This window comes from Thiohalorhabdus sp. (assembly GCF_036628635.1).
GTDB lineage: Bacteria > Pseudomonadota > Gammaproteobacteria > Thiohalorhabdales > Thiohalorhabdaceae > Thiohalorhabdus.
This window is the reverse complement of record NZ_JAZKRM010000057.1, coordinates 1-11,439: the sequence shown is the minus strand read 5'-3', so window position 1 is coordinate 11,439 and position 11,439 is coordinate 1. Positions and strand designations below refer to the sequence as shown.

The window sequence follows — 11,439 nt, the reverse complement described above, 5'->3', positions numbered from 1 at the left end:
CAGCTGGGCCTGAGCTGGAGCGCTGTGGACGGCATCCTGCAGCGGGCCGTGAGCCGGGGGCTGGGCCGCCGCGAGCCCATTGCCACCGGCGCTCAGTTACGCCGATCTAATCGATTAGGCGGCGGCGCTTTAGCGGCGACCGGCGCCCTGGCTGTGGACGAAAAGGCCTACAAGAAGCGCCCCAACTACCTGACGGTGGTCAGCGACGGCACCCACGTGCTGCATGTCGCCGAAGAGCGCCGGGAGGCCAGCCTGGGGGACTTCCTGCAGTCCCTGACCCCGGCCCAGAGCACCGCCGCCCAGTTTCGCCATTCTAAAAGACCAGGCGGGGGCGCGAAGCGGACACCGTATCCAGTGGGTCAGCATGGACATGTGGCCGCCCTTCATTCAGGCCACCACCAAGCATCTGCCCCACGGGGCCCGTAAGATCGCCTTCGACCGCCGCTCAGTCACGCCATTCAAAAACAGACTTGGCGGGGGCGCCGAAGGCGCACACCGCTTCCACGTGGCCAAGTGCCGTTCAACGAGGCGGTGGATCTGGTACGCCGCAAGGAGCACAAGGCCCTCACCAAGGAGGGCGATGACCGCCTCAAGGGCACCAAGTACCACTGGCTGCGCGGCGTTGGTCCCCGCAAGGCGACCGAGCAGGAGCGCTTCGACCAGCTCCGCCAACAGGAGCTGCGCACCGCCCGCGCCTGGGCCATCAAGGAGACCGCCAGCGATCTGTGGGACTACCGGGAACGGGGCAGCGCCCGGAACGCCTAAAACCGGCTACTGAGCTGGATGGCCCGCAGCCGACTCCAGCTCGTGGTCAAGCTGGGCCAGACGGTCCGGAACCACCTCTGGGGAATCCTCAACGCCGTCATGGCCGGGGCCAGCAACAGCCTCGCCGAGAACCTCAACAACCGGATTCAGAAGATCAAGGCGCGGGCCAACGGCTTCCGCAACCGTCAGCGCATGATCAACGCCATCTACTTCCATCTCGGCGGCCTCAACCTCTACCCGACCAAAGCGGGGTATGGGACCTGACCCACACGATTTGGGGAAGCGCCAAAACTAAAAACTCGGTCACCACCCTCACGGCTTGACGCCCCCACATCCCACTCCCGGCCCCTCCATCCAATCCGACCCGCAAAGAATCTATGGACTTCTCCCGTTTTGCAAGCCCCTATCGGTAGGAGGAGGGACGGGTGGCGCAAACCTATTCGGCCTCTGGATGGGGCGATTCTCGGCCCCGTGCCGTGATGGAGAAATCCGCGCCTGCGGTTCCTGATTAAAGCCTCGGCTTCAAGGAGCCATTTTTTTGCTCAGGCTAGCCGCAGGCCGGTACCCGTTTCCGCCATCAGCAAGGGCGCTTGCAATTGCTCGGGGGGTCAGTCCGCCAATTTGGTTTCAGTTGCCCGTTGGCGCGAACGCCGCCGCTCAAGCGGCCGCGGCCTCGGCGCGGAAGGCCTCCCCGCGGGTCAGCACGGCCCAGGCCACCCGGGTGAGCTTGTTGGCCAGCGCCACGGCCGCCTTGTTCATATGGGTCCGCCCGTCGAGCGGCCGGATCCAACGGCGCAGGGCGTCATCCTGCTTGTCGGCATGACGCAGCACGGTTCGGGCGCCGTGGATCAGTAGGGTGCGCAGATAGCGGTTGCCGCGCTTGCTGATGCCCAACAGCCTGGGCTTGCCGCCAGTGGTGTACTGCTGGGGCACCAGACCCAGCCAGGCCGAGCAGTCCCTGCCTTTGCCGAATTGGCTGCCGTCGCCCACCGCGGCCACGAAGGCTGTGGCGATGATCGGACCGATGCCGGGCACGGTCAGCAACCGGGCGGCTCGGGCATCCTGGCGGGCCAGCTGCTCCAGCTTGCTCGTGACAGTCACAACCTGATCGTCGAGCGTCTGGAGCTGGCGCCAGTGCTCAGCCAACAGGTCGCGGACGCCGTCCGGCAGCTCGTTTTCCGCGTCCGCCAGAATCCCCGGCAGGGCCTTGCGGAGGTTGCCGATCCGGTTGGGCACGGTGATGCCGAACTCCAGGAGCATTGCCCGGATGCGGTTGGCCACCTCGGTGCGCTGCTTGATCCAGCCCTGCCGGGACCGGTGCAGGAGCTGGATCGCCTGCTGAGTGCCGTCCTTGATCGTCACTTCGGGCATGGTCGGCCGAGTGGCTGCCTCGGCGATGGCGGTGGCATCGGCATCGTCGTTCTTCTGGCCCTTGGTGTAGCCCAGAACGAACTGCCCCGGCAGGATCACGGCCCGATGCCCCATCGCCTCGGCCTTGCGGGCCACATGGTGGGAGCCGGCGCAGGCCTCCATGGCGACCCGGCAAGGCGCCAGGTTGGCCAAAAACCGGAACAGACCGGTGCGGGTCAGCTTCTTGCGCTCCACCGGCTGACCGCGGTCATCCAGGCCCACCACGTGGATGGTGGTCTTGCCGAGATCGATACCAAGGGTTGCAATGCTCATTGGGCTTCTCCTTCTGATGGGTCCGTCGTCAGAGCCAACGAACCCAGGCTAGTAAGGAGGGAGAAGTCCATACCATTAAGGCCCCCGCCTGGGGACGGGGGCGCTATACGAGCAACCTATCGGAGAGGAAGATCCTCCTAGGACCTGCGGGCGGGGCCGCCGCTGCGGGCTGCCCCGGAATCCCCTGGCTCTGCGTAACGGGTGCGAGGTTACACCGGCTCCAGTTGACGCAGGCTGTTGGGGAACAGCTTGAGATCGGCAAGGCTCGCGGCCAGGGCCTTGGGAAAGGAGGCCTCCTCCTCGTAAACCATCTTGTAGAACTGGACCTTCATGGTCAGGGCCGCCCCAAGGACGATAGAGCCGAAGGTAAGGAAGGACCCCACCGCCAAGGTCGAGATACCGGTAACCCCTTGGCCGATGGTACAGCCCATGCCGAGCACACCGCCGATGCCCATGAGGAACCCGCCCAGGGCGTGGTTGCCGGCATCGCGCCAGGAGGCGAACCACTCGAAGCGGAAGGTGCGGCTGATCAGGGCCCAAACCAGAGAGCCCAGAATTACCCCCGCCAGGGCCATTAGGCCGAAGCTTAGCAGGTTAGTGGCGAACCCTTCGGTAAGCCACCGGCCCAGATCTCCCGCCGGGGACACGAAGGTATAGGACTGCGGGGCGGCGTGCTGAACTGGATTCTGGGCAGCGAACATGAGCTCTTCCTGCCAGGCCTGGCCCTTGGGACCGGCGGTGATATACCAGCCACCGACCACGGCCAAGCCCACCACCCCACCGCCCAGGATGTTGTTGAAGCGGGCCCGGAAGTCACTGGACTTCAGGACCCAAATCAACATCCCCAGGACCAGGAGGCCACCCAGGACGTAGTTGGTGGTGACCACAGGCGAGCCCACTACGGAGCCAACAATGCCGCCGATAGACTGGCCGGGAGCGCCCAGTCCGGAGCTCAGATTGACGGCAACCGAATCCAGGGGCACCTGGAGCAGGCGGATGGTGGCGTTATTGAACATCATCAGATAGGCGCCAATGGCCAGGAACACCAGGACAATCACCGATTTGAGGTTCCCCCCGCCGATGCGGACCATGGTTTTATTGCCGCAGCCACTACCTAGGGTCATGCCGATACCGAACAGGAGTCCGCCCACGATGTTCCGGGCCCAGGAGAAGTTGGGCGTGCGATAGGGCGGGAAGGAGCCACTAGTGGTGACCGCCGGGTCCATCACACCGAACATGCCCATGACCGAGACCCCGATAATGGCCACAGCCATGGCGAACAACCAGGACCGGAAGCGACCGGTGTCGCCGATATTCACCCAGTCGGAAACCGCTCCCATGGTGCAGAAGTTGGTCTTGTTGGCGACGGCCCCTATGATCAGGGCCATCACAAACCCCCATAGCATTATTTCTTGGGTCAACGACAGATCCATAGCCTCCACCTCAGGGAAACGCTATCGTCAGTGGATTGGGTCGACCGATACGGGGAATCCGTCGGTCGCTCGCAGGTTCGCCGGTGGATTCACACCAACCGGGTTCAAGTCATTCTCACCCCAGAGCAAGGCTCGTGCCAAGCTCCGGATCGGGGGGAGCCCGGCGCAGGGGGGCCGGGCCGAACCTTTGGGGTGGTCCAAATCGGACATGCTTTAAAGGGCGGCTGTCCGATTCAGGCCCCATCATTCCATGGACTTACCAGCCGGAAACGGAGTTCCCGCCACCGCCGATAAGCAGCTCCTTAGCGCGCACGCGCTGCCCGTGGCAGGCCCGGCCGACTGGGGCCACCAGCTCCACAAAGGCGGGTGCCAGCTCGCCGGGATCCCGCCGATCGTCCGGGCTCCCGGCGGGGTAGGCCTCATTTTGCAACCCCGTGCGGATGGGGCCGGGCTCGATGGTGTTCACCCGCAAGACGCCGCGGTCGTTCTCCTCGGCCATCACTCTGGCCAGGGCCTCCACGGCCGCCTTGGAGACCGCGTAGGCCCCCCAATAGGCCGTGGGCTCGGCCCCTACGGCGTCGGTAACGAAGGTCACGGTGGGGTCTTCGGAGGAACGCAGCAGCTCCAGGCAGGCCTGGGTCAGCAGGAAAGGACCCGTTACGTGCCCCCGCATCAACCCCGACCACTCCTCCGCCGGATAATGCTCCACCGGGGTCAGGGGACCCAGCCGGGCGGCAGCGTGGATGATGCCGTCGATCCCGCCGAGCTCGCCCTCCAGGGCCTTGGCCAGCTTGCCGTAATCCGCCGCCTGTGCCCCTTCCAGATCCAGGGCGAAAATGGCCGGCTCCGGCCCGCCGGCCGCCTCGATATCGTCATAAACAGCTTCCAGGTCCGGCATGCTGCGGTCCAGCAAAACCACCGTGGCGCCTTCCCGAGCAAAAACCAGACTAAGGGCCCGCCCTAAACCGCCTGCGGCGCCGGTAATCAAATAGACGCGCCCGGCCAGGCGTTTTTCCCCATGGTTTTTGGATCCGGCGCTGCCTGACATTGGGCCCTCCTTGCTCAAAGCTTTTCTTGTCGGCGGGCCCGCTTGCGCTCAGCCCGATAGGTCCGGAACGCAATCCAGAGCTTGCGAAGCGGGGTCAACCGGATCTCGTGGGTCAGCACACTTTCCTCGGAGCGAACAACCTCCTCCAGATTGCGGCGATAGATGGCCGCCATGATCAGCCCCGGGAGCTGCCGATAACGATCGCCCTCGGGAAGCGCTTCAAAGGCATGATTGTAGTACTTGCCCGCCCGTTCGGCTTCGAAGGCCACCAGTTGCTCGCACTCGTGGGAGGGCTTGCGGGCGAGGATGTCCGCCTCGGCCACGCCATAGGCCACCAAGTCCTCCTGGGGCAGATAGATCCGCCCGCGTCCGGCGTCCTCGCCCACATCGCGGAGAATGTTGGTGAGCTGGAAGGCAATGCCAAGATTGTGGGCGTAGCGCCGGGTGGCGCGGTCGCTGTAGCCGAAGATCTCAATGGACAGCAGCCCCACCACGGAGGCCACCCGGTAGCAGTAGAGCTGAAGGTCCGAGAAGCTGGCATAGCGGCTCTGGTGGAGATCCATTTCCACCCCGTCGATAATCTCGTGGAAGTAGGCGCGATCGAGTTCGAAATGCCGGTTGGCCTCCGCCAGGGCTTGGCCGACCGGGTGCTGGGGAGTGCCCTCGTAAACGGCTTCCACCTCGCCGCGCCAGAATGCCAGCCGCGCCTGGGCGGCAGTGGGATCGGTGACCTCGTCCACCGCGTCATCCACCTCTCGGCAGAAGGCATACAGGGCGTGGATGGCCTCTTTCTGACGCGGTGGCAGAAAAAGGAAGGCGTAATAAAAGCTGGAGCCGCTCGCCGCGGCCTTTTCGGCGCAGTACTGCTGGGGGGTCATGGGATTCCGAGGAAGGCAGTTTCTTAAGGCAGGCATGGTAGCCCGACGCCCCGGGAGCGTCCAGCGGGCCAAGGGGAAAAAGCGGGCGAGCGCTGGACAAGTGTCCGAACGGGCTGCCTATACTTCACAGTTCGGTTGTCCTCAAACTTGTCGGGGAGCTACCGATAGCAGAGACTCCCTATTTACCCATGCAGGTGAGGACAAGGAAGGTCGCCAAACGGGATTCTGGGCCCTGGCCACCTAGGCAGTAATTTACCGGAGGATGTTTGCTTTTCAATGACTTATCTAAGATTACAGCTTGATCCCCGCCCGGAAAAAAACCCAAGGCGTTTGTCGGCCAGCAACTGGAGCGCCGTCCCGCGATCCGCAACGAGGAGGGAAAGGTCCGATGGAAGGCAAAAAGAACATCGTATTCGGCTTCGTCTACCTCATCGCCACCGCCGCCTTAGGCCTAGTCATGGTCAACCTGAGCGCCCAGGTAGGCAACGCCGCGGAGGCCAAGCAGGAAAAACTATCCAATATGCAGCAAGGCCTACAGATGGGCTTTGACATGATGCCGGAAAAGGAGCCAGTGCCCACCATGGGCGAGGCGGTGATGGCCCTCAACACCTACATCAACGCCCAGGAGCCCATCGACGGCATCAAGGGCGGACCCCACGCCCACGGCAACCTGGAGTCCGTCCTCAATATTATCGTCGGCACCCTGTTAATGTTTTTGGCCATCCCGGCCATCCTTAAGCAGGTGATCAGCTGGCTGTTCATCCTAGCCACCCTGCTCCATTCGGGCATGCTCTACCTCAGCAACCCGAATATCCTGGGCTGGAGCTGGGCCGGCACGGTGCTGGACACCGGAATCGGACCCATCGCCCTGCTAGTCGGCTTCGGCCTAATGGCCATTGCGGTCTTCATCGGGCTCAAGCCCCAAAGGCAGGCCTGACATGCGGCATCTTGCGGTGCTCCGGCGCATCCGTTAAGGTGCCAACCTTCCGGTGGGCGGTGCCGCCCACCGGTTTTGCAGGGGCCGTAGCTCAGTTGGGAGAGCGCCAGAATCGCACTCTGGAGGTCGCCGGTTCGATCCCGGCCGGCTCCACCAAACAAATCAAAGAATTACAAGCCCGCCCCCAACGGCGGGCTTTTTTAATCCTCTAGTGAAATCGAACCCCGAACCAAGCTTCCCTATCGAACACCCTCCCGCTACCTTCCGCTCAGCCCCCGTGAATCCGGGGATATAGGCCACCCCTGCCCCAAAAGTAAGGACTCCAGCAAAGCGAAGCCAAGCAAAGACAATCTGGAGGTCGCCGACGAAGGCCTGCTTGGTGGGGTTGTCGCCATTGCGGACGGAGTAGTAGCGGTTGATGGTGGCGGTACGGCCCTTGGGCCGGAACTTGAGCACCCGCTGGTCCTGGTCGTCGTGGCGTAGGTCGAGGTGCGGCCCTGGGCGCCCACCGACTGGATGCGGTTGGCACCGTCCCAGTCGATGGCGCGGCGGGTGGCGCCCTGGCCCCCTCCCAGCCGAGCTGGTTCCGGAGGCGTCGTATTGATAACCCCGGCCGCCGGCAGCCTTAGCCTTGCTTTTCCAGAACCTTGACACCGGGACCAAGGGAGAACAATATGTAACCAACCGCGTTACAGGCTTGCCATGATCCGAAAATTCGCTGACAAGGGGCTGCAGCGGTTTTTTGAGTCTAGCAACAAAAGCGGGATTCCACCCGAACTTGCCGACAAGCTGCGCCGGCAGTTAGACCGGTTGGACATTGCGAATAGCCCGGAGGAAATGGACCTCCCGGGCTACGCGTTCCACGAGCTAAAAGGCCAGCGGAATGGGACGTACGCGGTAAAGGTTACTGGCAACCGCCGGCTCACATTCCGGTTCGAAGATGGCGGTGCGGTGGACGTGAAACTGGAGGATTATCACTAATGCCGACCCTGCGCGACCCGAATCGCAAGCCCACTCACCCGGGAGAAATTCTGCGCGAGGACGTTCTCCAGGCCATCGGTATGTCCCAGAGGGAGTTTGCCGAACGGCTCGGGGTAAGCCGCCGCACCCTGAGCGAGCTTCTTCACGAACGGCGGGCCCTTTCGCCAGAGATGGCCGCCCGGCTCGGCAAGCTGCTCGGGACCTCCCCGGAGTCCTGGCTGGCAATGCAGGATGCTGTAGACCTTTGGGAAGTTGGCCAACATCCCGAGCGCCTAGCGGAGATTGAGCCACTCGAAGAGGTTTCCTGAGCCACAGACCTCGGATTAGGTTCCCCGACCCACCCGCGCCAGCAGGGTCTATATGAACCGGCCAGGAAAAAATCCTGGCCGGTTTTTACGGCTCCTCCGGTCGTAGCTGAAGGTAAGGTCCTGAAGGCACCGGCGGTCAGATGCTTGAGGCAGCGTGTGTCGGGGCGGTAATTCAATCTGCAAGTGCAACATCGAGCTGTTCGCTGAAGGCCTCTAAGGGGGTCCGGTACCCCAAGCATTTGCGAGGCGTGGTGTTTGTATAGCCAGAGGGCGTCGTCCAAATCCTCGGCGGCGTAATGCGCCAGCGGTTCACGTTTTCGATGGCGCCCCGTTGCCAGGGGGCATGGGGATCGCAGAAGTAGGGGGTTAACCCTGCCACCTCTGCTACCTGCTCGTGGCCGGCGAACTCGCTGCCCTGGTCATAGGTGATGCGTGAGGCGGCAACCCGGCCAGTAAGCGAATTTGAGCAGCGCTTGCGGCTTCCGCTGTCCGGTCCAAATGCTCCGCCGCCAGGGCGAAGCGGGTCTGGCGCTCGGTGACCGTCAGCATTGGGCGTTTCTGGGTTCGGAAGTTCATACTGTCGCCTTCCCAATGGCCGAATGCACTGCGGTCATTGGCCGCCTCGGGACGGTCGTGGATGGAGCGCCGGTTCGGGATCCGCGAAGCCCCTGGGCCGTTTGGGCGCCCGATACCCGCGCCGGGCCTTGCCGCGCCACAGGCAGCGATGAAGCCGCCTCTTCTTGCCCTGTGGCCGATAGACATAGCGGTATATGGTTTCGTGGCTGACCAACTGGCCACGGCCTTCATACCGCATGCGGCCGGCGATCTGTTGCGGCGACCAACCCAGCTCGAGGCGCTCCCGAACGTAAGCGCCCAGTTCGGCGTCGCGCTCGCAGCGGTTGCCCCGAAAGCGCCGGGCCCGAGTTTACGTCCTGCGGCTTCGGGCCAATAACCGCCGCTTCGTCGTCTGTTTCGGGCGACTTCCCGGCTGAGTGTCCCGGGATCCCGGCCCAGCTCCCGACCAATGGTTCGGAGGCCGGCGCCCTCAAGGCGGCGCTGACACAGGTGCCGCGCTCAGACGGCTGCAGGTGCGCGTACTCGGTTCCCATGGCAACCTGACCCTACCAGTGGATCGGTGTTGCACTTCGGGTGTGAATCTACCGGGCCCGTGGGTCGGGCTTCCGGTCCAACCTCCGGCAACGGGCCCTGAAAAGCCCCGTTGCCGGGGCAAGCAACAGGTTTGGAGCCCCTTTTGAGCGCTTTTTTCGGACTTCAAAGGGGGAAGAGGGCAGATGGGGGGCTCGTTTTGGTGGGTAGAAGGGCCGATTGCCCGACCTAACCCCCACTGAGAACCGGACGTGCGGGGCTACCGCATCCGGCTCCGCGAGTGACCGGTTCGCTACGTGGTGGTGCTCCAGGCGGTCCGCGCTCTCGGCAAGGGGAGGCAAGCCAAGATCGCCATTGCCTTCTTCCAGGGCATTCCACCTCGCTGGGACCGGCGCTCCAGCCATTTCACCCAGGCTCGCTGGGCGTAGGTCCGCAGGCGATTGAGCGCATCGTGGTTCCCTACCCGCCCGAAGTAGGCGTAGTGGCCTTTCAGCATCCGGGATAGGGCCCGGTGCTGTTCGGCCAGGGGTCGGTGCCGGTTGGCCCGGCAGTAGGCCTGGATCGCGTCCAGGCTCCGTTGCCACCGATCGCTCGCCGTCTTCTGCTTGACCACCCAACGGCCTTGGCGGCTACGGGCCCAGAAATGCGTGAATCCCAGGAAGTCGAAGCTCCGGGATCCGCGCTGGGGCCCCTTCCCTCTCCCCGGGGGGTGGAAGGACAGCAGCCGCGTCTTCTCCGGGTGGAGCCGGAGCCCGAACGGGGCCATGCGCTGGGGAAGCACGTCCATGACCCGGCGGGCATCGCGCTCGGTGGCGAATACCATCACGGCATCATCGGCAAACCGAGTCAGTTCACCACGATCGTGAAGGCGCGGTTTGACCTGATCCTCGAACCAGCGATCCAGCGCCGCGTCCAGGTAGATATTCGCCAGCAAAGGCGACAGAATGCCTTCTTGAGGCGTGCCTCGAGTGGGACGGCCCAACTGGCCGTCTTCCACGACGCCGGCCTTCAGCCACTTGTCGATCAGCCGGCGAAGAACACCATCACGCACCCGCCCGTCGAGCACCTCCCGGATGACATCCCGATCCATCTCGTCGAAGAAGGCCCGGATGTCGATCTCGACCACCCAGCCTCCCTTCATGCCCACCATGTGGCCTGGCATGCTGTCGAGGGCCTGATGCGGGTTGCGACCGGGACCAACCCCATGCGAACAGCTACGGAAATTCTGCTCGTAGAGGGGTCCAGGACCATCGCCACCGCTAGCTGGGCACCCTTGTCCCCCACCGTCGGGATACCGATGCCCCGGCTCCGGCCATCGCCCTTCGGGATCTGCACCCTTTGGGTCGGCGGGGCCTGGTAATGGCCGGATTCCAGCCGCTCCAGCAAGTCTGTCAGATTGGCCTCCGAATCGGCCTCGTAGGCAGCCGCCGTTTGCCCGTCGATCCCCGCTGCCCCGTCTTTCCGGGTGCGGCGATAGGCCTCGCGCAACCATCCTTGATCCATCATGTGGGCCAAGGATACAAAGGATCGCTCCGGATGGGCCCGAGCGAGCCCAGCTATCCGCCAGGATTTCGTGGACACGAACCCCGGTTCCTGTGTACCGGTCATGTATCCCCCCGGCGGTTCGATCACCCGGGCGTCCGCTTCCCTGGACCGGGTCGGCGCGGGTCGGCTTCCCCGGCGTCATCGGTAGTATCAGGCGCCTCCGACTCCTTGCTTCCCGTCCGGCACCCCCGGTTGTCCCTCGGGCCACCGTACCACCGGGGTGCAGGAGAATGGCTCACATCCGTAGGCGCCGCCTATCTGTTACCACCCCTTTCGTCTGGTGGTGCCTCACTACCGTGGCCGTAGATGCGCTCCATCCTCCCGGTGAAGTAAGCAAGGCTTCCCAGGTTCCTAGGGGACCCCAATGCCTACGTGCTCAATCTCAGACCCCGCGGGACCGCACTGCCAGGCCCCTTTGCGGCAGCTCGGTGTGGCCTTCCGGTCAATGAACCTCGTCGGCTCCCGCGACATACACGTTTCGAGGCTCGACGCCGCAGCCCGCAGGCTCTCTTTCTGCGCTTGATCCCTCCGATCACTCGAAGGAACCCAAAACGCGCTTCCGGCTGGCGGGCCAGCCTTGGCCGGGCGGGATTAATTACTCGCTGGGTCCCAATGCCCAATTTGCGAGTGGCTAACCACTCTTCCCATGTGCCCAGGCTTCGCCTGGCGCACTCATCGACCTTTTAGGACCTGAACGAAAAACCGCCCGGATTCCCGTTAGGGGGCGGTCGGGAACCCGGGCGGTGCGCCGCCG

10 protein-coding genes, 1 tRNA gene and 1 pseudogene are annotated in these 11,439 nt (G+C 64.0%); 6 read left to right on the top strand and 6 right to left on the bottom strand.

Going from position 1 to position 11,439, the window contains the following annotated elements:
* Both V5A19_RS12550 and V5A19_RS12545 read left to right on the top strand, forming a co-directional pair.
* The coding region (locus V5A19_RS12550; protein ID WP_332327861.1) for a transposase at window positions 1–426 on the top strand (426 nt) is incomplete at its 5' end.
* Window positions 427–513: 87 nt separating this feature from the next.
* Window positions 514–1,029, top strand: a pseudogene (locus V5A19_RS12545) (ISL3 family transposase).
* A 393-nt stretch (window positions 1,030–1,422) separates the two neighbouring features.
* On the opposite strand, the gene V5A19_RS12540 reads toward V5A19_RS12545, so the two are convergent.
* The 4 genes from V5A19_RS12540 to hpnD form a co-directional block, all read right to left on the bottom strand.
* A complete protein-coding gene (locus V5A19_RS12540; protein ID WP_332327860.1) occupies window positions 1,423–2,448 on the bottom strand; it encodes an IS110 family transposase in 1,026 nt (341 codons plus the stop codon).
* 209 nt (window positions 2,449–2,657) lie between these two features.
* Complete coding sequence (locus V5A19_RS12535; protein WP_443081462.1) at window positions 2,658–3,890, bottom strand: YeeE/YedE family protein; 1,233 nt, start codon at window positions 3,888–3,890, stop codon at window positions 2,658–2,660.
* Window positions 3,891–4,137: 247 nt separating this feature from the next.
* Window positions 4,138–4,929 carry an SDR family NAD(P)-dependent oxidoreductase gene (locus V5A19_RS12530; protein WP_332319681.1) on the bottom strand — a complete coding sequence of 264 codons (792 nt, stop codon included), beginning with the start codon at window positions 4,927–4,929 and terminating at the stop codon, window positions 4,138–4,140.
* Window positions 4,930–4,943: 14 nt separating this feature from the next.
* A complete protein-coding gene (gene hpnD, locus V5A19_RS12525) occupies window positions 4,944–5,807 on the bottom strand; it encodes a presqualene diphosphate synthase HpnD (protein ID WP_332319682.1) in 864 nt (287 codons plus the stop codon).
* A 388-nt stretch (window positions 5,808–6,195) separates the two neighbouring features.
* Here hpnD and V5A19_RS12520 point away from each other — a divergent pair, with 388 nt between their 5' ends.
* From V5A19_RS12520 to V5A19_RS12505, 4 genes are all read left to right on the top strand, one after another.
* Window positions 6,196–6,744 carry a hypothetical protein gene (locus V5A19_RS12520; RefSeq protein ID WP_332319683.1) on the top strand — a complete coding sequence of 183 codons (549 nt, stop codon included), beginning with the start codon at window positions 6,196–6,198 and terminating at the stop codon, window positions 6,742–6,744.
* A gap of 80 nt (window positions 6,745–6,824) precedes the next feature.
* Window positions 6,825–6,900 (top strand) — tRNA-Ala (locus V5A19_RS12515).
* A 546-nt stretch (window positions 6,901–7,446) separates the two neighbouring features.
* A complete protein-coding gene (locus V5A19_RS12510; RefSeq protein WP_332319684.1) occupies window positions 7,447–7,725 on the top strand; it encodes a type II toxin-antitoxin system RelE/ParE family toxin in 279 nt (92 codons plus the stop codon).
* Window positions 7,725–8,033: a HigA family addiction module antitoxin gene (locus tag V5A19_RS12505; protein WP_332319685.1), complete on the top strand. Its 309-nt coding sequence runs from the start codon at window positions 7,725–7,727 to the stop codon at window positions 8,031–8,033. The genes V5A19_RS12510 and V5A19_RS12505 overlap by 1 nt, the downstream gene beginning before the upstream one ends.
* Window positions 8,034–8,417: 384 nt before the next feature.
* Here V5A19_RS12505 and V5A19_RS14395 read toward each other — a convergent pair whose 3' ends face one another.
* Together V5A19_RS14395 and V5A19_RS12500 are read right to left on the bottom strand one after the other, a co-directional pair.
* Window positions 8,418–9,098: a transposase gene (locus V5A19_RS14395; RefSeq protein WP_443081463.1), complete on the bottom strand. Its 681-nt coding sequence runs from the start codon at window positions 9,096–9,098 to the stop codon at window positions 8,418–8,420.
* A gap of 334 nt (window positions 9,099–9,432) precedes the next feature.
* Window positions 9,433–10,632: a reverse transcriptase domain-containing protein gene (locus V5A19_RS12500; protein WP_332327859.1), complete on the bottom strand. Its 1,200-nt coding sequence runs from the start codon at window positions 10,630–10,632 to the stop codon at window positions 9,433–9,435.
* Window positions 10,633–11,439 lie beyond the last annotated feature (807 nt).

Bases quoted from the DNA above. Each gene is read 5' to 3' on its own strand.
- V5A19_RS12500 (WP_332327859.1), bottom strand. From the start codon at position 10,632: ATGGTTGCGCGAGGCCTATCGCCGCACCCGGAAAGACGGGGCAGCGGG.
- V5A19_RS12530 (WP_332319681.1), bottom strand. From the start codon at position 4,929: ATGTCAGGCAGCGCCGGATCCAAAAACCATGGGGAAAAACGCCTGGCC.
- V5A19_RS12510 (WP_332319684.1), top strand. From the start codon at position 7,447: ATGATCCGAAAATTCGCTGACAAGGGGCTGCAGCGGTTTTTTGAGTCT.
- V5A19_RS12540 (WP_332327860.1), bottom strand. From the start codon at position 2,448: ATGAGCATTGCAACCCTTGGTATCGATCTCGGCAAGACCACCATCCAC.
- V5A19_RS12505 (WP_332319685.1), top strand. From the start codon at position 7,725: ATGCCGACCCTGCGCGACCCGAATCGCAAGCCCACTCACCCGGGAGAA.
- V5A19_RS12520 (WP_332319683.1), top strand. From the start codon at position 6,196: ATGGAAGGCAAAAAGAACATCGTATTCGGCTTCGTCTACCTCATCGCC.
- hpnD (WP_332319682.1), bottom strand. From the start codon at position 5,807: ATGACCCCCCAGCAGTACTGCGCCGAAAAGGCCGCGGCGAGCGGCTCC.